Annotated in this window: 18 protein-coding genes; 5 read left to right on the top strand and 13 right to left on the bottom strand. The window is 58.3% G+C overall.

The features are described 5' to 3' along the window. Nucleotides 1-84: 84 nt before the first annotated feature. From PSQ39_RS17445 to PSQ39_RS17430, 4 genes are all read left to right on the top strand, one after another. Complete coding sequence (locus tag PSQ39_RS17445) at nucleotides 85-1,224, top strand: hypothetical protein (RefSeq protein ID WP_273928186.1); 1,140 nt, start codon at nucleotides 85-87, stop codon at nucleotides 1,222-1,224. A gap of 430 nt (nucleotides 1,225-1,654) precedes the next feature. Then, nucleotides 1,655-3,004, top strand: coding sequence for a tyrosine-type recombinase/integrase (locus PSQ39_RS17440; RefSeq protein ID WP_273928184.1), 1,350 nt, complete (start codon nucleotides 1,655-1,657; stop codon nucleotides 3,002-3,004). Nucleotides 3,005-3,076: 72 nt separating this feature from the next. Further along, entirely contained in the window at nucleotides 3,077-3,676 is a 600-nt protein-coding gene (locus tag PSQ39_RS17435) for a type IV toxin-antitoxin system AbiEi family antitoxin domain-containing protein (RefSeq protein ID WP_273928183.1), read from the top strand. Next, a complete protein-coding gene (locus PSQ39_RS17430; RefSeq protein ID WP_273928181.1) occupies nucleotides 3,673-4,575 on the top strand; it encodes a nucleotidyl transferase AbiEii/AbiGii toxin family protein in 903 nt (300 codons plus the stop codon). The genes PSQ39_RS17435 and PSQ39_RS17430 overlap by 4 nt, the downstream gene beginning before the upstream one ends. 27 nt (nucleotides 4,576-4,602) lie before the next feature. Here PSQ39_RS17430 and PSQ39_RS17425 read toward each other — a convergent pair whose 3' ends face one another. The 4 genes from PSQ39_RS17425 to PSQ39_RS17410 all read right to left on the bottom strand — a co-directional run bounded on the left by PSQ39_RS17425 (nucleotide 4,603) and on the right by PSQ39_RS17410 (nucleotide 6,885). Next, a complete protein-coding gene (locus tag PSQ39_RS17425) occupies nucleotides 4,603-5,595 on the bottom strand; it encodes a site-specific integrase (protein WP_273928179.1) in 993 nt (330 codons plus the stop codon). 110 nt (nucleotides 5,596-5,705) lie between these two features. Continuing rightward, nucleotides 5,706-6,056, bottom strand: coding sequence for a hypothetical protein (locus PSQ39_RS17420; protein ID WP_273928178.1), 351 nt, complete (start codon nucleotides 6,054-6,056; stop codon nucleotides 5,706-5,708). 2 nt (nucleotides 6,057-6,058) lie between these two features. Further along, complete coding sequence (locus tag PSQ39_RS17415) at nucleotides 6,059-6,421, bottom strand: hypothetical protein (RefSeq protein WP_273928176.1); 363 nt, start codon at nucleotides 6,419-6,421, stop codon at nucleotides 6,059-6,061. A 224-nt stretch (nucleotides 6,422-6,645) separates the two neighbouring features. Beyond that, on the bottom strand, nucleotides 6,646-6,885 hold the full coding sequence (locus PSQ39_RS17410) for an AbrB/MazE/SpoVT family DNA-binding domain-containing protein (protein ID WP_273928173.1): 240 nt from the start codon (nucleotides 6,883-6,885) through the stop codon (nucleotides 6,646-6,648). 143 nt (nucleotides 6,886-7,028) lie between these two features. Here PSQ39_RS17410 and PSQ39_RS17405 point away from each other — a divergent pair, with 143 nt between their 5' ends. Next, nucleotides 7,029-7,268: a hypothetical protein gene (locus tag PSQ39_RS17405; RefSeq protein WP_273928171.1), complete on the top strand. Its 240-nt coding sequence runs from the start codon at nucleotides 7,029-7,031 to the stop codon at nucleotides 7,266-7,268. Between the two features lie 33 nt (nucleotides 7,269-7,301). On the opposite strand, the gene PSQ39_RS17400 is transcribed toward PSQ39_RS17405, so the two are convergent. From PSQ39_RS17400 to PSQ39_RS17360, 9 genes are all read right to left on the bottom strand, one after another. Continuing rightward, nucleotides 7,302-9,419 (bottom strand): UvrD-helicase domain-containing protein, encoded by a 2,118-nt coding sequence (locus PSQ39_RS17400; RefSeq protein ID WP_273928169.1) that lies wholly within the window; start codon nucleotides 9,417-9,419, stop codon nucleotides 7,302-7,304. A 16-nt stretch (nucleotides 9,420-9,435) separates the two neighbouring features. Next, nucleotides 9,436-11,274 carry an AAA family ATPase gene (locus PSQ39_RS17395; RefSeq protein WP_273928168.1) on the bottom strand — a complete coding sequence of 613 codons (1,839 nt, stop codon included), beginning with the start codon at nucleotides 11,272-11,274 and terminating at the stop codon, nucleotides 9,436-9,438. Then, entirely contained in the window at nucleotides 11,265-11,780 is a 516-nt protein-coding gene (locus tag PSQ39_RS17390) for an ABC-three component system middle component 2 (RefSeq protein WP_273928167.1), read from the bottom strand. The genes PSQ39_RS17395 and PSQ39_RS17390 overlap by 10 nt, the downstream gene beginning before the upstream one ends. Continuing rightward, complete coding sequence (locus PSQ39_RS17385) at nucleotides 11,777-12,850, bottom strand: ABC-three component system protein (protein ID WP_273928166.1); 1,074 nt, start codon at nucleotides 12,848-12,850, stop codon at nucleotides 11,777-11,779. The genes PSQ39_RS17390 and PSQ39_RS17385 overlap by 4 nt, the downstream gene beginning before the upstream one ends. After that, nucleotides 12,847-15,687 (bottom strand): site-specific DNA-methyltransferase, encoded by a 2,841-nt coding sequence (locus tag PSQ39_RS17380; protein ID WP_273928165.1) that lies wholly within the window; start codon nucleotides 15,685-15,687, stop codon nucleotides 12,847-12,849. The genes PSQ39_RS17385 and PSQ39_RS17380 overlap by 4 nt, the downstream gene beginning before the upstream one ends. A gap of 3 nt (nucleotides 15,688-15,690) precedes the next feature. Continuing rightward, nucleotides 15,691-16,326: a hypothetical protein gene (locus PSQ39_RS17375; RefSeq protein ID WP_273928164.1), complete on the bottom strand. Its 636-nt coding sequence runs from the start codon at nucleotides 16,324-16,326 to the stop codon at nucleotides 15,691-15,693. Beyond that, nucleotides 16,323-19,793 carry a BPTD_3080 family restriction endonuclease gene (locus PSQ39_RS17370; protein WP_273928163.1) on the bottom strand — a complete coding sequence of 1,157 codons (3,471 nt, stop codon included), beginning with the start codon at nucleotides 19,791-19,793 and terminating at the stop codon, nucleotides 16,323-16,325. Before PSQ39_RS17370 ends, PSQ39_RS17375 begins: the two co-directional genes overlap by 4 nt. Nucleotides 19,794-20,039: 246 nt before the next feature. Next, the gene (locus PSQ39_RS17365; RefSeq protein ID WP_273928162.1) at nucleotides 20,040-20,843 is read right to left on the bottom strand and encodes a hypothetical protein; all 804 of its coding nucleotides are present in this window, start codon (nucleotides 20,841-20,843) and stop codon (nucleotides 20,040-20,042) included. Between the two features lie 11 nt (nucleotides 20,844-20,854). Then, a complete protein-coding gene (locus PSQ39_RS17360) occupies nucleotides 20,855-22,009 on the bottom strand; it encodes a hypothetical protein (protein ID WP_273928161.1) in 1,155 nt (384 codons plus the stop codon). Between the last annotated feature and the right edge of the window lie 8 nt (nucleotides 22,010-22,017).

The raw sequence follows: 22,017 nt of genomic DNA, 5'->3' as shown, positions 1-22,017 counted from the left end.
AGACCTACTCTTCAAAGCCTTGTCTTTCGGGGTCTTAAACGCGTGCGCTTCCCCGGACTGATGAGGCATTGGGAGAAGTCCACCATGACGATCAAACAGCTCGCATTCGCCGCACGGCAAGCCCTTCAGAGCCAATCAGGCCTCGCCCTCAAACTCAGTCATGTCTACGAGTTGATGGCATCTGCGTATGAGTTCAAAACCTACGCATCCTTTTGTGCCAATCATGTGTTTGCCCGAGTTGGCCGAGACCAAACACCATCCACTGAAGCCATCGGGGCTCGTAGCCTAGATCTAGGCTACGCACCTGAAAACGCGCTTTCAATCGCCGCACTCCTCCCCCAATATCTGCGGGACCAAAACATCAGTGTGGTCAGGATCTCGGAGCTTGTTGCAGCGATCTACGAAGACTCGCCAGAAACAGACGATGACGAAGAGGAAGACACCTACTCAGCTCACTCCACTTACGACGGGCCAGAGCTCTGGCGGGAGGACGCGTTACTCATGTCAGGACTCAAAGCTGCCGCCGAAAGAGGAAGCGCGGAGGCCCATTTTGGATTGGCACTCCTATTGAACCCCGAGTCATTTGACGATGAAGAAAGCGACCAAAGCGGCTGGTATTGGGCTCAACAAGAATCGGAGGGCAGAACCCTCAGCGCAGTAGAGAAGGAGTGGGCGCAGAGCTACCGGATCACACGCGATAGGAGAACGGCCTTCGAACATCACTTGCGCTCAGCGGGCGCATTGGGACACAGCAGGGCCTTGCTTCTCATGGCCGAGCATTTTGAGGACACTACTTTTTACGAGACCTCACAAGATCTATCGCGGGTCAGCCATTCTCTCCATGCTGCCCGCGTAGCCGAGAACTTGGATCGCCATGACGATGCAAAGGCATGGTGGACCAGAGCTGCCGAGCATGGAAACACTGAAGCCATGCGACACCTGATCGAGTGCTACGACACCAGGGACCTCACACGATGCTGGACATGGCTATACCTTGCTCAACTGTTGGGCACAGATTTGACCAAGGATCATCACGAGGCCATTGATGAATCGGGCAACCCTTACGACGACGATGTGGGAGGGGCAGCCTATGTCGGTGGCTTTGAGGGTGTGCAGCTTGGAGAAATCCCAGCCGCCCAGCACACCAAAGCGCATGAGCATGCCAATGCACTTTACGCAGCCATCCAAGCCCATCGCAACGAACGATTGACGGCCAAGGACTGAGCACTTCCGATACCAGGCGGGGACTGTCCGCCTGGTACCTTGCGCCTTCAGGGTCTTGGGGTTGAGCAGCGCTTTGGCTACACCACCCCAGAACCCTAATTTTTTGGCTACACAGTGGCTACATGACCCCAAAAAACAAAAATCCTGCTACCGTTTAAATAGCAGGATTTCCTTATGCAGCTTGGTAGGGCGTGAGGGACTTGAACCCGCGACCAAAGGATTATGAGCATGGTTACGGCTATTGTTGTTTTTCGCCACTCGTCGCCCTCTGTAGACAACGGACGTTAACAACCTCAACAGCCCTGCGGGTTCAAACGGCAAGACTCGGTAAACCGTGACTGGCCTCAATGAATGCTCACGGTAGCAAACGTGCGATCTATTGCTACAAAAGGCGCGGGTTCCGTAGCCACTACGTAGCAAGATTTCCCGCATGCACAAAGACCAATCAACCCCCAGCAACCGTCTGAACTTTACCAAGCGAGCCCTCGACCGGCTGACGCTGCCGTCCGATGGCGTGGCCTACTTCTACGACACAGACACCAAAGGACTCGCGATCAGTGTCGGCAAGACCGGCCGGAAGAGTTTTCTGCTGTACCGCAAGATCCAAGGCCGACCGGAGCGCGTCAAGATCGGCCGCTACCCAGATGTGACCATCGAGCAGGCCCGCAAGACCGTCGCGGCGCTGAATGCAGACATCGCGCAGGACCTCAATCCAGCCGAGTCAATGCGAGCCCGACGCAGCGAGATAACGCTGGCCGACTTCTTCAAGGAGTACTACAAGCGCCACTCATCCGTCCGCAAGGTGTCCCACAAGGAAGACATCGAGAAGTTCGAGCGCCACATTGACACGGATAGGTACGGCGTCAACCTTGCGAGGCTGCGGCTGTCGGAGATCACGCGTGCTCAGCTGATCTCCCATCACGCAAAGATGGGCCACATCCCGACCACGGCCAACCGCGTGATCGCGCTCATCAGCTCGATGTACAGCCGCGCCATCCAGTGGGGGGACTTCGACGGTCCCCATCCCTGTCGGGGAATGGACAAGTACAGGGAGAAGTCCCGCTCAAGATTCGTACTCCCCGACGAGATGCCCCGCCTCATGCTGGCCATGGAGCACGAATCAAACGAGCTGGTGCGTGACTTCGTCAAGCTCGCCCTGTACACGGGTGCACGCCGCAGCAATGTGCTGGCGATGCAGTGGCCGGATGTGCACCTTGAACGCAAGGAATGGCAAATCGCCATGACCAAGAACGGCGAGCCTCAGACCGTGTTGCTGACCCCTGAGGCCATCGAGGTTCTGGAACGAAGAAAGAAGGCTACCCAAGGCAGCAATTCTCTTTTCGTGTTCCCTGGTTCCGGCGAGAGCGGCCATTTGGTGGAGCCACGAGGAGCTTGGGAGCGCATGCTGGCCCGCGGCACTGCGTTGGGTTTGGTGGAGGCGTTGGCGGAGAAGGCAACGGCCAAGACCTTCGATTACCAACTGGCCCTCGAAGAAGCCATCGACTTCCCAGTTCAGACCATTGAACGCTACACGCCGTTGGCGGAGAAGCACGGACTGCACTTGCAGCACTACGAGATGCGTGACCTGCACATCCATGACCTGCGCCGCACGCTGGGCTCTTGGCTGGCCAGCAGCGGCACCAGCCTGCCCATCATTGGCAGGGTTCTGAACCACAAGACCCCGGAAGCCACCAAGGTCTACGCTCGATTGATCGTCGCCCCGGTTCGCAACGCCATGGAAGAAGCCACGGCGGCCATGCGCAAGATCGGCGAGCAGTGAAACCACGGCACGAAACTGATTGAATTTCGCATCACTTGAACAAAAGTAATGCGGATATTAAACTCACCACTCATGAACCAGTCTAACCACATCCTAGAACTGGCCCGGCACCAGCGCGTGCTGCGGGCGGCGGATGTGCGCGAGCACGGCTGGTCACCGCAGCTGCTGATCCGGCTGCATCAGGCTGGCAAGCTGCAACGGTTCGCCCGTGGCCTATACGGACTACCCGATGCCGAAGTCACCGAGCATCAGACGCTGATCGAGGTCTGCCAACGTGTGCCCAAGGCCGTGCTGTGCCTTCTGAGTGCGCTGCAATTCCATGAGATCGGCACGCAGCTGCCGCACGAAGTGTGGATTGCGCTGCCTGAAGGCACCCAGACCCCGGTGCTGAGCTACCCCACGCTGCGCATCACGCGCCTGCGCGGCACCGCCTACAGCGACGGCATCGAGACCGTGACCGACCACGGCGCCCCTATCCGCGTGTACAGCGCCGCCAAGACGGTGACCGACTGCTTCAAGTTCCGCAACAAGATCGGTCTGGACGTGGCACTGGAGGCGCTGAAAGACGCTTGGCGCAGCCGCAAAGTCACCATGGCCGAGCTGAGCCACTTCGCCAAAATCAACCGGGTTGAACGTGTCATGCAGCCCTACCTAGAGGCGGTGACGCAATGACCGGCAACCTCTCCGCGTCGATCCTGGCCCGACTGCTGACCCTCGCCAAGCAACGCGGCGACGACTACAGCCTGCTGCTGAACCGCTTTGGCATGGAACGCCTGCTGGCTCGCGTCAGCATCTCACCGCATGCCGACCGCTTCTTGCTCAAGGGCGCGTTGCTCTTTGCTCTCTGGTATGACACCCCGCACCGACCGACCAGAGACGCCGACTTGCTCGGCTTCGGCCCCGACGATGAGGCAAACCTGATCGCCACCTTCCGCGACATCGCCGCCATGGAGCTGGTAGACGGCATCGTGTTCGACCCAGACTCCGTGAAGGCCGATGCCATTCGCGAGGACAACACCTACGGCGGCACCCGCATCACGCTGGTGGCACGCATCGGCTCCGCACGCTGTGCCCTGCAGATCGACGTGGGCTTCGGTGATGCCGTCACGCCGGGGCCACAAACAGTGGCTTACCCCACCTTGCTGGGCGACTTCCCAGCCCCCACGCTGCGGGTCTATCCGGTCTACACCGTGATCGCCGAGAAGTACCAGGCCATGGTGATGCTGGGACAAGCGAACAGCCGCATGAAGGACTTCTTCGACCTCGCGGTAATAGCAAGGCGCACAGAACTGGATGGTGCCACGCTGGCCGCAGCCATCGCCGCAACCTTTGCCCGGCGTCAGACCGCCCTGCCCATCGAGCGCCCCTTGGCCCTGACCAAGCAGTTCAGCGCAGACACCGCCAAGCTGAGGCAGTGGCAGGCCTTTCTGAACAAGAACCGCATTGAAGCCGCCAGCCTGGGTGACACCGTGGCGCTGCTGGACGACCTGCTGTGGCCGCCAACGGAGGTCGCCGACGCTGGCAGTCAGGCAACGGCCACTTGGCGCCCTGACGCACTGCGCTGGGTCTGACCCCGCACGCAACTACTTCGGACTGCATCAAAGCAGCGAAGGAATCTTCCGCTTCTCGACTGGCCGTATGTACCGCGCCAGCACGGCATCGCTGCGGTGCCCGGTCTGCTCGCGGATGAGCCATGTGGGCAGCGATGCCATCGCCGCCGTGGTCACGTAGCCTGCGCGAAGGCTATGGCCCGAAAACTCCTCCGGTTCACGCCCCATGGCCTTGGCAGCACGCTTCACAATCAAGGCCACTGACTGCGCCGAAAGTGGCTCCAGTGAGATCGAGCCACCCTTCGTCACTGACCGGAACAACCAACCGGTTTCGATGCGTGCCACGTCCAGCCATGCCCTCAGGCTCTGGATGGGGCATCGCTCGCCGCTCGCCTTCGGCAGGAACACCGTGCGCCCCTTGCCGAACTGATCGGTCTTGGAGAACCGAAGCAGCACCTCAGCATGCGTCTCATGGAAGGTCACGTCCTCCACGCGCAAGGCCACCAGCTCAGCGCGGCGGAACGCACCAGCAAAGCCGACCAGCAGCAAAGCCCTGTCACGGGCAGCCCTGGTGGGGTGTGACTTCTGCTGATCGAGCACGGCCAGCATCTCCAGCAACACGTCACGGGTGATCGGCTTCACCGCACGCTGGCGGGTGCCGTGCTGGCGGCGGATGCCTTTCATGGTCGCCACGACCACGTCGGCCCGCGTCGGTGACTTCAACCCTTGGTCACGGTGGGCCTGTGCGATGGACACACAGCGCCGCTCCAGCGTCGCCACTTTCATGGCTGGGGCAAACTTCGCCAAGTACTCCGCCACCATGGCCGGTGTTGCCGGTATGGCCCCGCCATGCTGGATGAAATGGCGCACATCGCTGGCATAGGCCCGCTTGGTGGCTTTCGAGCTGGCAGAGGCGACATAGCCAGCCACGGAGCCAGTCGGCGGCTTCTCTGCCGTTTTGGCTGCGGTGCTGACGGAGGATTCTTCGCTTGATACTGGCGATTTGGTGCCAGCCGATGCATGCGGCTTTTTGGTGGTCATTTTGGTAGTGATAAGTGCGTGCTATCGCTACGAACGCAGCGACAAAAAAACCGTGCGGCGCGAACGCGGCACGGCGGAATGGTTTAGCGGTAACTTTGGCGGCAAGTGGCCTACGGTGGCCTGGGGGCTGCATAAGCCAAGTGCTCACGACATGACGCCGCCAGCGCAAAGCAGCAGCCCGCCAATTCCCCCAACTCGGCCATAAGCCAGCCCAGCGATTCAATGGCATCGCCGGATATCTCCCCAGTGTCCATTTCGGGCGCGGCACGAACCAGCAGCAAGCCAATCGCAGATAGCCCTAGTTGGGCGACCTGCATGGTGTCTTGTGCATGTTCTGCCAACGCGGACAAATCGGCAGGGTTTGAGGCGCTGTAGTCCACCTCACCGGCAGACGAAATGACCAGCTTCGGCAATACCGCCAGCATGTCCCGCATGGGCCGGTGGCGCGACATCGCGGCCATGTTCAATAGCAGGACGGCAGCAACACCGTCGTGACCTCACGGCTCCACTCCGTGATGATCCAGACAACGGCCGGTGCCTCCACCGTCCCCAGGTTGAACGACGTCAACACACGCGCATCCTTGTCAAAGACCGCCCGCCAGTTGGCAGCACAGTCATCGGGGTCCATTTCGTTCCAACGTTGCCCGGTCTGGTGCCAGTTCAGCAGTTGAGTGATCGAAGCCCCATATTGGCCGATGAGGCGCAAAGCCGGCGGGGTGGCCACCACGGCGCCCAAGTCAAACAATGCTGGGGCCTCCATGGCTATGGGGTTGTTGGTGGCGCTGGTGTCCAGATCGGGTTCTACGTCGGGTAATTGCTCAGTCATGTCGGGCTCCAAAAAGTTGAGGTAATCCCAACACGCAGGCCAGAAACGACAAAAGGCCACGACGTGAGCCGTGGCCTTTTGGTATTTAGTGCGGTTTCTGACCGCGTATTGGGCGGTGCGGCTTGCTGTCACAAAGTGCGACGCGCTTGCCGTAGCCATACGGTACTCAAGGCCCTGCGCCGCTGTCCAGCGCGGTATGACTTTGCACCAGAGGCGCAATCAGATCACCACTCCTTGAGCACCTCCTCGTCAGACAAAACGGCCAAAGGTTTGGCCTCAGCTTCTCCCGCTGTCGCATAGCCAGGATGAACGTCCGTCTGCTTCACGGGCCGGATGACGATGTCACCGCTGTCCATTAGCGTGATGTAGAGGTAGTCGCCATTTCGGAGCCCCGCACGCTCCGCGACATAGCTTGGCAGGCGAACGCCGAGTGAATTACCCCATTTCGACAGCTTGCTTGGCATGGTGTTGTCCTCACTGCATTGATACACATTGACGATCACCAAATTGCCGCTTGGGGGCTTCTGTGGCCCCACATCCATTGTCGAGGACTGTCCTGTAAAGGCCGCACGCCAGATGGCAAACAACTCTCGAAAGGACTTTCCCCATGAACGCAATCCAACTGCAACGCAACCTCAAACGCGCCACGATCTTCGTAACCAAGATCCGTCGCAACCCGAACGACACAATCTTTGACCTGAACTGCGGGGCGCAGGTAACGGTCTACCACTCCACTGGGGTCGTAGTGGTTCGCGGCAAGATCAAGAGCTACTACCAGTGGGACGCCATCGCGGCGCTTGAGCAGGTGCTGCCGTACAACACCCGCTGGAATCACACTTACGAGTAACGGGATGGGGACGCAGCACATCGACTGCGTCCTTCACCCGCGCAGGTCTTCCAGAAACTCCGAAGCCGGGTCGGCGCTCGTCACCAGCAGCCGATCCCGGGCCCGAGTGCAAGCCACGTAAAGGAGGTTGCGCTCGGTGTTGTAGACCTCTTCAATGTCAGCGTCGTCCGTGACTGCCTCGACGCGTTCCTGCAACGGGATCACCTCGTCGTCGCAGGCCATCACAACCACTGCGCGGAACTCCAAACCTTTTGCCAAGTGCATGGTGCAGACACTGGCTTGCCCGTTGGTTGTTTCCACATGTTCGTCCAACACGTTGAACGGAATACCAGCAGCGGTAACAGCAGCCACCGCCCGCGGTATCTGCGCATCAGAGCGAACGAAGACACCGATCTCGTGCGGAGCCAATCCATCTTTCGCACGATCAAGAATCCAAGCGGTAACCGCCTTGCACTCCGCGACCTCGGACTTGAACGAACGAATGTCAGGGGCAGGTCCGTTAAAGACCGATACCGTGCCGCGACGGTCCTCGCTGTTGCCATCCACATCTGTGACATCTGGTCCCAGCAATTGGTCGGCTTGGGCTCGGATTTGATGCGAAGTTCGGTAGTTGATGTGCAACGTGCGTGACCGCCCACGGATATCAACACCCAGCGACTTCCATGAAAACGGCTGCTGAAAGATTCGCTGCCCCAGGTCACCGGCAAAGAACAAGCTGTTCGGACGAACTTGCCCTCGGCTAGTACTGACCGCTGCCAGAAATTTGAGCTGCGAGATGCTCACATCCTGCGCTTCATCAACCACCACGAAGTCGAAGGGCTGATGTGGCAGCGTCGCGGCTTTCTCTGCCAGGCGGCTGAACATCTCCGCATGCGTGATCAGTCCGGACTGCTTCAACGCTTCTTGCGTTCGCTCGAAAACAGCCCATAGGGCAATGCGCTGGGACTCCGAAAGCCGAGTCTTGCGCCCCAGTCGCTTCACGTCCTTGTAGGCCTCCCACGTCTTCAACTGCCAAGCATCAACAAGATCATTCCACTCACCCAGCAGAAAGCGTTGGCCGAACTTCAAGGTTGTGTCGACCTTCGCCGCGTCAAGCAAGACCCGAACAATCTGTGCATGGGAGGCAAGTTTCGGCTTGCCCCAATGCGCCGCATACAAGCGAGCGCCAATGGCCGACATGGACTGAACTTCAAGCCTCTCGGCCAACCTTGGTTGGTTGCTGATCAGGTTTTGCAGCTTGGTAGCCAAAGCACTGGCCAAAGTTTCAGAGAAAGTCGCCAACAACACCCGGCTATCTTCATTCTGGCGGGCCAAGTGAACCGCACGATGCAGTGCCACGATGGTTTTTCCAGTACCGGCCGAGCCGGAGATCCGCGCTGGTCCGGTGTAGTCGCGCTCAACCCATTGCCGCTGCGCCGGGTGAAGAAAGACGGTCCACTTCTCCCACGGGAAGTCGAGCGCCCGTTCTAGTTCTTCCACGTCTTTCATGACCCGGAATCGGCGCTGTGCATCCGGGTGGCTGAATGGATCGGCACCCGGTTGGATCGCAGCAACTGTCTTCGGGGCGCCACCCGTTGCCAGCTCCAACAAGGCCTCGGCAGCCTCGGCGGGAAGGTGGTCGGCCAGCACCAAAAGGCTGTCCTCATCCACTTTGCGAACGTCAGCCAGCCATTCGGGAGGTACACCGTAGCTCAACAGCTCGTCATCAGAGCGCCCGCCGAACAACAATGCCTTTGGACCGCCCAATGGCTTGGATGCCTTCGGTTTGTCACCTCCAGGCGCCGCTGCCTCCTCGCTGGTGGGAACAATGACTTCTTCGTAGCGTTCTCGAATTTCGACCCACTGCGCCGCCCCTGTCGTGGGATGCACTTCCAACTTTCGACGCTCGGCCCATTTGTAGGCCTTATCGTGGTGATCGACATAGCAGAGCAGGAAACTGGTGGCCGTCTTGTGCACGATCAGGCGAATGTCGCTGCTGACCCTGACTGACCAGAAATTCTTGTCTTTCGATTGCTCAATCTTGTGCAAGCTCATGCTCGGATGAGCCGGGTTCAGCTGCAAGTCGAACGCAGTTGTCTTTACTGCCTTCTGCTCATCCCTTGTGAGTTTTGCGAGACTGTCGGTGAAGGTGTCAGCGATCCGGAATTCCAAAGCATTTCCCCTTAGGTCAGACGTTTTTAGGGATGAACCCTTGGCGTCCATGAGATGCGCCCGTGAATCTGATGATGTTTGCATCTGCACCAAGGTCCGAAGGCGGGTCTTCGTTCTCGAAGATGATTACTTGGGAAGCACGGAACTCTTCAGCAATCGACCGATAGAACGCGTCTTTCACATCGTGCGAGAAGCCACCTTCGTCCGTGTCAGGTTCACGGTAAACCACAAGCGGGGAATCAATCAGTGCAAAACCCGGGTGCGGCTTTTCGGCTTTGACGCAGAAATTGAGCAATGCCAGATTGAAAGCCGCATGGGCAATGGCACGTACACCTTTGCCATGGCTGGCTCGCGTCCGACCAGAGATCACGATGTCTTGATCACTCTCGCTAAAGGTGACTCGGTCAAGGCCTGGAAAATGCCAGGCACGCAACAACGATTCGACCTCCTGGCTGAATGCCTCGGCTTCATCAGAGCGCACACGGGCCGACTCTAGTTCCGCTCCTTTCCCAGAAACAGCAAGCCCAAGCTCCCCTAGCAGCCCCTGAAGTTCATTCACACGGCCATGTAGCTCAAGCGCACGTCGATAAGTGTCGCGACGCGTCTGGCTCTCACGCAATCGCTGCAAGGCAACTTCAACGCGGGGTTTCAGCAATTCAGAGAGCTGCGTTGCCACAGTGCGAATCCGCTCCTTTGCATCCAAGGTCAGGCCTTCAAGTCTCGTAATCTCGCGGTCGTTGTCGGATCGCGTCACATGCAAATCTGAGATCAGCAATCTGATCTTGGCAGCCTCGGCAAGGCAGGACTGCGCCACGTCCTCCGGCGCTGCAGAGGCCTTCTGATGATCATGTTCTTGATGCTCCGCTGCCGCACCGCACACCGGGCACCGCTCTTCATTCATTTGGCCCAGGCGCGTGCCAGCTTCCGCAATGCTTTCAAGGCGGCGGAGATCCGATAGGTATTGCTGCTCCAGCAGAGCGAATCTGCGCTGCAACTCTCGCAACACACCCGATCGGGACTCAAGTTGGCGAAGCACACTTAACTCTGCGCGGCGCTTCCCCTCAAGTTGTGCTGCATTCTGCTGCTCAACAGCCAGTTCCTTTTGGGCTGCTTCAAACAGCGTCTCGATCTCGGCCAACTGGCCTTGCCAAGCTTGCACGTCGCCAGGCAACTGCATCTCAGCCATCCGCCCCTTAGTTTGATTCAGCAACAAGTCCAGCATCTCAACTTTCCCAGCTTGCCTGCCTTTCGCAACCTTGGGGTCTTCACTGGAGATCAATGAACTGTCATCAACGCCCGTCAGAAGTAAACGAAAAACAGCACTCTCCGCCGTGCCAGTTGTGTACTGTCCGGTGAGAATGGGGGACGTTTTACTGATAACGGTTTCTTCGTCTACGAGCACCAGCCGAGCCAAATCTCGAAAGCTGACATCACGGGTTTTGCCCTGCTTGTTCGTTCGGACCTTCTTTTCCGCCAGCCCTGCCAAACCGAGCAAGTACTGGGATACAGAATCCTTGGCGGTAGCACTGTGCTTTGCAGAAAGGTGTTGATCCGCCCTCCCCGCGCTGACCAGCTTGAAGTCGCCGCCTCGGATCGAACGCTCCAAGACAACCTCGTCATCATCGACTGACATGCTCAAGGAGAGCCGAACGGTCTCATACTGAGCTGCCTCAGGTATAGACTCCGGCACATCCTTTCCGCCCAGCATGTAGTCGATGCACTGCACGATGAACGTCTTGCCCGTATCAGATGGGCCCGATACAACGTTCAGGCCTTCTCGGAACTGCACTTCGGCGTTCGGCACGCCGCGTCCGACCAAAGTCAATTGGCGGATTTGAAATCCTGTTATTGCCATTCGGCGTCCTCCACTTTCAGCACAGATTCCATCGTGAACTCTGCACCCCACTCACCGACCTGTGAATTGGCAATCTTCAAAAGCTCTCCGTCCGTGACTTCACCGAATAACGACACCAGCCAGACAGCCCTCTCTCGAAGCTCGGCCGCATAGTCCGAGGACAACGCATCCAGGAAACTAGCGGTTCGCTCCGTCGCTGTGAACATCACGCCCGTCTCTGTGTAATGACGCTCCAACAGGCCTCGACTCTGGTAGAGCATCAACCCTTGTTCCAGTGCGGCGCGGCGCACCAATAGCTCGCCACCTCGATGTGGTGTCTTTGGATGCAGCCCCGGCGGACCGCCCGGCATGTCGTCGGAGTGCACGAGCAAGTAGTCCGAGACCACCAGCCTTTGAAGCGAATACGGAATAGGGAACGCTTCGCTCAACAGCGAGAGAGCTCGGAGACCAATCTCAATCGGTCCATTGAATGGCGGTAATACGTTCGTGTCGGGCGACTCGATCATTTGACCCACTTGACCTTTCCGTCATTGGCAAGTTGGTGACAGATGCCCCCTCGGTCATGGGTAGACAGGCGTTCCTTGAGCGCGTGGTCAGTGATGGGCAACAGCTTGGCGGTTTTGACTACCGACAGCACACGCCGATATCCGTCCGAATGCTCGCCTCGCATCTCATCCTTGATGCCGCCGTGCAACTCGCTCTGAAGTTCCTCGAAAGCGCCAGGAGGCAAGGTGTCCCGAGAAAATGCGCGTAGAGCTTCGGCGCTGTAGAACTCTAGCCTTGCGTCGTTGAAGTGTTCTCTAACATCGTCATGCGGCCCCAGGTCAGCCACCGTTGGCAGAGCGCACTTCAGATGATCGCCGTAAGCATCCAACAGGCTGCGCACATACGTGACCTCGTGCGCCGCAACGGTTGCCGGAGGCGCTACAACCTTTGGCCGGGCGGGCAGACCGCCACCAAACCTTGTCGCGTACCAGCGCGTCTTCGCGTGCTGGTCGATGATGCGCAGTGGAGGCACTGCCTCAAAGATCGAGAAATCCAGGCCATCAAGATAGGAGCGCAATGTCGCATCCAGCTCAACAACGGCCGTTGATGTGATGCCGTTCCTGCAGTGCTTGTCCCAGTTGTCGATCAGTTGTGCCTTGAGCTTGTCAGCCTTGCGCAACAGATTTGAAAGCTTGGTTCCGGCCCCTTGTGGCGCAACAAAGAAGTACCTGCGTGGGTACGTGTACTCGTTGGTGTGCGTGTAGTAAACCAGCTTCCCCAACTCCACCCATATGTCGCCTGGCGCCAGGCCTGCTTTGTAGTGCTTGCACTGGTAGTTATCCCACACCATCGGGTCGGCCTTGTCGAAGGCAATGATGTCTCGCCCCATGTCGCCAGCGCCACCGCATCGTTCGACGGTTCCGTATTGATCGCGCAGCGAATCGGCCCATTCGAGAACGAAATCCTCCCATTGGCTGTCGCTGAAGATGCGTATCCGCTCAATAGGCGGAATGGGCAAGCCTGCGGCCACCACGTCTGCTGATGCAGCAGTGCCACCCGCTGGTGTTGGCAATGGGCTGGACGAAATCATGAGACCTTGAACACCTTCATCACCTCATCTCCCAGGTGATTAATCACCTTCACGGCAATGCGGCCAGACTTCGGCTTGTCGAATGGGCGAGACGTGTCGCTGTTCAAGGTCGCCCAGGCTTCTTCATTGATCTCGGCCTTCAGCGTGGTCTTGAGCGCCTTGTAAGGGTCATTGGCACCCAGGAAGTACGCATGGCGGACGAAGAAACTTTCTTCGTTGTAGTCAGTGTCGATGAACCAGCAGGCAATACCGTCGGCACCGTCGCTGCGCACCTCGCCAGTGTTGGGGTGGAACACGTCCACGCCGTTGACTTTGACGCGAACCCGGCCCTCGGCAGCGTCAAGGATGTCAATATCGGGTTCGCCAAAGATCACGAACAAGTTGCCCTTGCCTGTGTTCTTGAGGTCTTCAGCCATGTGCAGGTCCGCGTTCATGCGTGCCTTCAGAACCGGTATACGGCCCAGCTTCTCAAACTCGGATGAGTGCGCGTCGTAGTTGAACGCGCAGGCAATCAAAACATCGAAGCCCGCGTCGCCAGCCTCACGTGCGGCAGACACCAAATCTGGGCGCGACACCGTGCCGAACTCCGGTCCGATGAAGATGGCCGCACGCTTCTCGCCCGTGCTGTCCTCGTAGACACCTTCTCCGCATACGAGGTCGCCAGGCCATGGCACCAACGAGGTGAACAATATCCGATCCTCTTTGTGTGCCTGCTGCACACCCGAAGTCTTTAGATTTTCAAGGATGATTTGAACAAAGCTTCTCGCGGCGTTGTACTCGGCCTGCTGTTCGGCTACCTTGGGGTCATTGGGATCAATTAGCTCATCGTTTTCATCGACGCTGAGCATTCGATGAGGCGAGAGGCTCTCGACCGTAAATGGTCCAGCCACACGTACCTTCTTGCGGTCTTCGTACGGGGAGTCATAAAGCGGCTCAAAGTCGGCCTTTGCAGAGATTGACGCATCAATTTCTCGCTGGCGGGCGATCCGTAGAGCCAAGAAATCTGCATGAAGTTTGACTACTGAATTGGCCCACTTTTTATCCACCACGCGTGGCACTTGCCATTCTTGCCAAGTCATCCCCACTGCTTCATTCAGAGCGTCAAGAGCAGCCTCCAGAAGCGGTTGATGCCGCTCCCATATCACGTCGATCTCAGAGTTCTTCGCAATCGAACTGAGCATGACATGTGGCACGCGCTCATAGACAAATCCGTGCCGAATGTTATTTCGCGTTGCAGCTTGGGACGGCGCCGTGTGTGAAAGCACCGCTTGCTTCGCGACGCCTTCTCGACTGTCCGCCAACAAATAGTAAGGGTATCGGGCACCCATTATCCGTGCCCGAGCCAGCGCAAGCGCGACGCGAGACGTATCTATGGTGATCCAACGGCGGCCCCACTGCTCAGCCACATATGCCGTCGACCCAGATCCGCAGGTTGGGTCTAATACCAAATCGCCAGGATCTGTTGTCATCAGCACGCAGCGTTCAATTGCTGACAATGCGGTCTGAACGACATAGGTCTTTGGACCCCCGAATTGGTTTTGACCTAATGTGTCGGTCCAGATATCGGTCAACTCATATACGGGATAGTCATCCAAAAATCGGATATAGCCCAAATTTTCGCCTGAGCTTGCCTCGACCCTGTTGGCTTTCAGCAGACGAGAGAAACCCTGCTCATTGGTCTTCCAGCGGACGCTCAGGGATGGCTTGTAGGTCTTGCCCTCGAAATTAACCCCGAACCATGACGCCGCGCCATCGCCCTTTTCTCGGCCCACGCTTTGGCTAGTTAGGTTATCCCGAAAGTAGATTCGCGCGTCTGGAGAAAGTAAATCTGGTGCTTCAATCTCGGATTTAGTGAGTGGCCTTCTCAAAAGGTCAGCAGTTTGCACGCTCTTGTAGCCTGTACCACCCTTTTGCCCTGGTGCCTTCTTTTGTAGCAGCTTTCGGTACTTCATTGAGCCTTTTCTCTTTGCATACCAAAGAAGGTAATCAAAAGTCGGGCCCAAGAAATCACCAGTAGAACTTGACGTCTTTTGAAAAACTATGCATCCAGCGCAGTTTTCGGAACCAAAGACTTCGTCGAGCACCGCTCGAACGCGATGCACGTTCTCATCGCCAATCTGAACAAAGATTGACCCGCTATCCGTCAAGAGATCACGAGCAACCGTCAGTCGATCTCGGAGATACGTCAGATACGAGTGGATGCCATCACGCCAAGTGTCTCGAAATGCCTTCACTTGTTCCGGCTCACGGGTTATATGCCCGGCTTTGCCATCAGTGACATCCCGGCTGGTCGTACTCCACTGGAAGTTACTGTTGAACTTGATCCCATATGGTGGATCGAAGTAGATGCTTTGCACCTTTCCGCGAAGCCCTTCGCGCTCGGCCAGTGACGCCATCACAGCCAGGCTGTCGCCCAAGATCATGCGATTGGCCCAATGCGCGTCATGCGCATAGAACTCGGTCTTGGCGTCTTCGTTGGGCAGGCCATTGAAATCAGCAAACATGTCTACCTGCGGTGCGTCGGCGCCTTGTGCCCGTTCGGTCTGCCGTTTCAGGTCGTCGATCAAGACCTTGGGGTGTACCTTTTCTTGGATGTACATCGGCGGCGCATGCACAACAAGGTCTGACCAATCCTGCTCGTCCTTGCCGCGCCAAACCAGTTGCGGGTCCAGATCGCGGTTACGGCCTTCGCGCTCACGCGGGTACGGCACACGCACCGGGCTCTGCTGCTCCTTCTTCATGACCGACTGGTATTCGGCCGTGGGGATGTTCTTGCGGGTGGCGTCTTCGTGCTTAAGCGTTTCAACGCTCAGCGGGGTGTTTTTCTTGGTAGCCATGGTTCAGGCCTCAGACGTAGACGAAGCGCCTACGACGGGATTAAAGAGATTGCAGCTGTAGTGCGCGACTGATCTGAGGTCGCCACTGGAATGCTTGTGGGTTGTCTTGAATGCCCACTTGGCGGGCATGGCAGCACTCTTGCCTTGCTGCGAGGAGGGCAAGGATTCGTCGAGGTCATCTCGCAGCTTTTTAGCGATTCCGGCGATGTCCTTTTTCTGAACAAATGACAACATGAGGCATTGCGCCTCTCTGCCAGTCATGTATCGCTCCATCAACTGCGCCAAGCCCTTCTTGTGAAGTTCGGGGCCGTCGTAGACCTTGGCCTCACCCAGCGAAAACAGCTGTGGGTGGCTGTGGTCAAGGGAAACCGTTAGATCAACGTGCCCGTTGGAATTGCCCTCCTGGATAACGGTCAGCCCAGGCATACGTAGGCCCATGGCCAGAGCAGCAACCAAGCCTGTTTCGCCTAGAGCAGCAAAGTTTTTGCTGTTTGTCTCAAGGCCATGGATAGCCTGAGCAAGCCAAGGAGCAAAGGCTTCATCAAATTCTGCCTCGGTCACAGCAGTCAATAGATCAATGGTCTCGGGGCAACGCTTCGCGAGAATTTCGCACAGCCGTTTCAGGGTGCTGTCGCTCATTTTTTGCCCTCTTTGAGGCCTTGGCCAAGCCAGCTCACTCGAACTTGAGAAGCCCATGCATCCCAATTGGAAGAAGTGCCATCGGCGCCGCGTTCTGCGTGCTTCCGCTTCTGCATGGCGTCACGCAAGGTGATGGGGGCCGCTAATTCGCCGTCTACCAACGTCATCTGGAAGCGGCCCTTGCCCTCGCCTCGGAGCGCCGCGAGTATTGCGACCACGTCCGCAGGATCGACGTGGTTCTGCGCAGCCACCTTTTCAATATCCCCCAATCTCAGCTCAGCACCTTCCCTCGTGGCGGCGTTGCGCCAGAGAGAATCCAAGACGGGCCGGACCCATGGAATCGCTGCGGTTTCTTCGCGCAGCGCGTCTTCGGAAGCTTCGATGTGGCTCGTGACATCTGGGGTTCGCAGCCCAGTCACCTGCTGAATCATTGCCTCGAACTCAGCTGCAACCTTCTTCTCGAAGTCATGCTGCATTTGGTACACGTCCACGAACTCGACAAAGGCCCAGCGGCCGTAAGCGCCGAGGTTGTTGACGCCGGGCACCCAGTAGGTGTCCATGGTCAGCTTCTTGTCCTTGGCGTCTTCGCCCCGGTAGCCCTTAATCTCAACGATGAGGTTTAGCAGGTCGTCAGGGCCATGGCCGTCGTCGATCTGCACGATGAAGTCCGGCCTGTACTTGCGCGTCTCCGATGCGTAGCGGTACGGCACCTCAAGGCCCAGGTTGTGGTTCTTGACGTAGGCCACCACACGCGGGTGGCGTTCGGCTACACGGCAGAACTCAGCCTCCCAATCGCTGTCAAGAATCACCCAGTTCACATGGCACTTGGGTGGCGGGCCGTTGGTTTCCCAACGTTCAGTCTTCGAGGTGTTGAAGTTGACAAAACGGGTAGTGCCGGTGGCGTTATACGGGTCAAGCACCGCTTTGATAGGGCGCTTGTTGCCTTGCTCGGCCTTGGTGATGGCGGCAGTGATGCGGTTGCACGCCTCGTCGGCCAGCTCCTGGTACATCAGCTGTGCCGGGTAGGTGTCGCCCTTGCAATCCAGGCAGGTGTCAAGCCATTCCTTGGTGATGCGCTTGAGCTGACCAAACAAGTGCAGTTTGGGTTCGTCACCCGGATCGCGCCAATGGTTGATCAGCAGCCGCTTGGTAAGGTGCATCAGCAGGGTGGAGTGCCGCATGTCAGCCAAGTGGTCAAGGCTGAGGTCAACGGTTTCGCCAATGATGCCGGCGTTCTGCGTGATGGACGGCCCCACCAAGTCAGGCGTCAGTACCAACACGGAATCAGCCGTGAACTCCGCTGTCAGTCGTTCATCGGGCAACTCGACCCGATAGCCCTGCACGCGGGGGAACTGAATCTCCAACGCGGCACGGTCTGGCTGTGCACGCACCTGCACCGTCTCACGCGGCGGCTGGGGTTTGGAGATCACCGGCTTGGCTGTGAAGTCAAACGGGATGCCCAGCACGTCGGCGTATTCAACGTTGAACAGGCCCTCCTCGTTCAGGTCGTATGACTGGCGGCGCAGGGCGCGGCCGATCACCTGCTCGCACAGCAACTGGGTGCCAAAGGCACGAACGCCCAGCACGTGGGTGACGGTGTTGGCGTCCCAGCCCTCGGTCAACATGGACACGGAGACTACGCAACGGATCGAGTCGCCCAATCGGCCAGCCTTGCCCACGGTGTTCATCACTTCGCGTAGCAGGCGTGCGTCGTCGAAGTCTTTACCTGAGCGAAGTTCGTCGGCCAAGGCGCCGCCACGCTCGAAGACTTCTTGCTTGAACTGCTCAATCTCTGGGCCGGCGGCGGCACGGAAGCTGTCGTCCAGCGCGTCGCCGGACTCCAGTTGCTCGCTGTCGATCAGCAGCGTGCGGGGGCGGCCGAAGGGGTTGCCGTACTCGTCGGTGTTGCGGAACAGTTCCAGCCGCCCAGGGACTGGGGTGGAACTGCCATCTTCATTCTCGCGGTTGAAGCCGGAGATGAAGTCGTAAACCAGCTTGGACGTGGATGTGTTGTTGCACACCACGATGAAACAAGGCGGCACCTTGATGCCAGCGGTTTGCCACAAGTCGAAGGTCTTCTTGTAATGACCATACAGGGCTTCAAGCGCCGTTTGCAGCTCAACCGGCAGGCTCAAGGGGTCAAGTGACTTCGCAGCACCCCGCCCCTTCTTTGGCATGCGGGTGCGGATGTGCTCCCACAGGTTACGGAACTTTGGCATCTCGCCGCCGGGGATGTTGTCAGCCACGGGCACACGGGGCAGCTTGACGATGCCGCACTCGATGGCGTCCATCAGCGAAAAGTCGCTCATGGTCCAAGGGAACAAGGTGCCTTCAACGTAACCTGACCCTGCGAGGAAGAACGGTGTAGCCGACAGGTCAACCACCTTGGCGACGCCCAACTTGCGGTTGACTGCCTCCAAGCCGGTGATCCACATGCGGGCGGCTTCGTTGTTCTCGTCGGCTTCTTTCTTCTCGTCACCCTTCAGCGCGTCCAGTTCTGCGTCCGGCTTTTCGCGGTAGCAGTGGTGGGCCTCGTCATTGATGACCAGCACGTTGGTCATGCCCATCAGGTCGGGCATGACGCGCTGGAGCATCTGGCCTTCGGTTTCGAGGGTGTTCAGTTCATCGCCGCCCCGGCCTTGCAGCAAGAGGCGCCCGCCTTTCGACAGCTCAATGCGCTCTCGCAGTTTGAACGCGTGGTAGTTGGTGATAACGATCTTTGCCCGGTTCAGGTCATCCAGCATGTCGCTGGGCACCAGCTCCCGGCTGGCGTAGTAGCTCTCTGGATCGTTGGGCTGCAAGACGCGAAGACGGTCCTTGATGGTCAAGCCGGGCGCAACAACGAGGAAGCCTCGCGTGAACTTCTTGCTGCCAGGTCGGCGCACAGCGTTGACGGTCTGCCACGCGATGATCATGGCCATCACCGTGGTCTTGCCCGCACCGGTCGCCAGCTTCAAGGCCAACCGCATCAGTTCCGGGTTGGCGTCATTATTGGCATTGGCCAGATGGTCAAGGAAGGCCTGGCCGATCTTGCCGACTTGAGGGGCAACTTCGGTAAGCCAGATGATTGTTTCGGCAGCCTCTACTTGGCAAAAGAACGGGCGGATGCTGTTGAACGGATGATGCCGCCAGTGTTGCAGCAGACGCGCGGTTTCGGGCGTGACGCGCCAGTCGGCTGGATTCTTGAGTGCACGCCATTTGTCCACCTCTTGCCGCACCGAGTTGATGACGGCAGTGTGGTCGTAGGCCTGCTTCTGCGTAGACAGCTCATCATCAAACAACAGGGCATCTTGCTTAGCGATGCCCTTTTGCTTCTTGGCCTTGGGGATCGGGGTGATGAACTCGGCGCGGCGGCGAGTTTCGACAATCTGCTGGGTCGGTTGCCCAGTGCCGTCAAGCTCCCAATGGCGACCGGGATACCCGTACGGCGAGTTGAGAATCGGTTTCTCAAAGAACTGGTTTGACATTCAGACCCTGCTTTTTGCTCTTGTGACACTCCCGAATCGTTGCCCCCATGACCACGATCAGCGCATTTCTTGAATTATCTTGAAACACCCATTATCAGCGGACAAAAGCAGCGTGTTGAAGGCGTCCCCGGTAAGCAAGCAGCTGCGGGGCCAGCGATTCAGTCCGAAGGAGAACATTGCTGGCCCAAGTGATGCGTCAGATCCCAAAAGACGCAGCATCCACACACAGTTTGCTTGCCGCCACCGTCATCCTCCACTTGCGACGATCAGCTTCGGCCGCCCCATCACAATGTTCCAGTCCGTGCCCTGCGCATGGAACTTGGCGTTGTCGATGTTGTAGGCAACACCCTTAATCTCGCCGGTAGTGTCGTCAGCGTAGAAACGGATCGTGCCCCGGCCAACCCCTTTGAAGTTCGGACTGGCGATGGTGCCGTTTTCCTTGCCACGAGCTTCGTTCTCATCGCGTAGCCCTGCATCGCTGACATAGCGGGTGTCGTCCCGGCTCTTGGCCTCCTGTGAGGTGTCGATAATGCGCACTTCGTACTGAGTGCTGTTCCAAGCGAAAGGCAGACGGGATTTGACTTTGACCGGCGCTTCGTCCACGAACAGGATGTGTCCGGCAGCGGTATGCCCCTTCGTATTCACGTACAGCCAGGCCACCACATCGCCCGGTTTCAAGTCCGTGACTTTGGTGATGCGCTCGAACGCTTCACCCTTCTCGATGCTGGGGTGGTAGTCATAGATGCTGTGCCTCGTGGTGAACTTCTTGGACTGCATCTGTTCCAGTACACCACTCTTGGTACGCCGGAGCATAGATTCCACAAAGCCCGTGCAGTCCGTGTGAACGATGTAGTCTGTCGCCCCTTTTTCACCGGGCATGCGCACCATCACCTGTGTATTGGAGTACTCATTGTTCTCTTGCTTGGTGTTGGCCACGAACTCACGGGCAAGCTGGAGATGCTTGGGGACTGCTGCGTCTTGGGCCAATGCGACAAGCGAAGACATGCACAAGGCGGAGGCCACCAGCGATTTAACAAAGGATTGGTACATGGGCCTTGCTCTCACTGGTTGCGCATGGCTGCGATCAATTCCGCTGCCACAGCCCGAAGGTTGTTACGCGTCACATCGGTGGACTTCCCGTCAATCTTGGCCGACACGGGAATCATCACCTTCACGCTTGGATCACCGCCGGGCATGCGTTCGGCTTGTGTGAAGACTTGCACCGTGCGCTTCGGGCTCTTAACCTCAAAGCCCTCCTTGCTGAGCAGACCTGTCGCGAGGTAGCGTATTTGCGCCCCATTGCGTTGCGCCGCTTGGACAAAGTTGCAGAACAGCTCGGGCGAGTTCAGTTCCATCACGATGTAGTTCGCCTTCCAACTGACCGGGAAGCCCGCTTTGACAGCCTGATCCCCACACGCGGCCATCTGCACTCGCTCGCGCATCTCGGTCACTGTCTTGTTGGCCGCAACGAATGCCTCATCATTGTTCGGCAACTGCAAGGCCCGTAACTGTCCAGAGAGCTTTTGCTGCTGCACTTCGAGTTCCTTGAGCTGGCCTTCGGCAGGGTTGCTGGTTGCGGCAAGCTGTTTGGCCCGGTCGGCAAATGCATCCAACGCCTTGTACAAGGTCGGCACCGCTGCTGCCTGCCGCTCCAGATTCGTGACCGTCTCCGCCGATGTCAAGCCGACCTGCTGGCACATGCGGGCGAACTGCACGGCTTGGCCGTAGCTTTCAGCGGTGGCATAGCCGATGCCACCGCTGAGCATGTCGCAGCTCTTGGTGGCACGACCGGTCGGGCCGTAGACGATGGTGATTGACTTGGGCAGGCCTTTGCCATCCAAGGTGATCACCTGCTTCAGGTCGGACTGTTGCACCGTGGCACCGATCTGGTCGCGGGTTTTCTCCTGCTGGACGCGATCAGCGTTCTCTGCAATGAACTGCTTGGCGGCGGGGTAGACACGGCTGACGCCATCCATGTGCTCTGCCTTGCGAAGGGACTCCGGGCCAGCACCGCTGCGACTGCATTCCTCGCTCTTGCGGCGGACTTGGTCCAGGTACTCGGGCGTCCAGTCACGCACTTTGACGCCCATGACCGAAGCATTGAGTTCGGCTCCGCGCAGCGCGTTCAACTGCTCCCACTGCACAGGGCAGGACAGGCGCAGTTCAGCATGGGCAGATGCTGCCGTGCACAACGCGGCCAGCACCAAAATGTTCATTGAGAGTG

Origin of the sequence: Curvibacter microcysteis (assembly GCF_028649455.1) — a bacterium.
Classification (GTDB): domain Bacteria; phylum Pseudomonadota; class Gammaproteobacteria; order Burkholderiales; family Burkholderiaceae_C; genus Curvibacter; species Curvibacter microcysteis.
The sequence above is the reverse complement of the archived record's forward strand: the minus strand, read 5'-3'. Positions and strand labels throughout refer to the sequence as shown.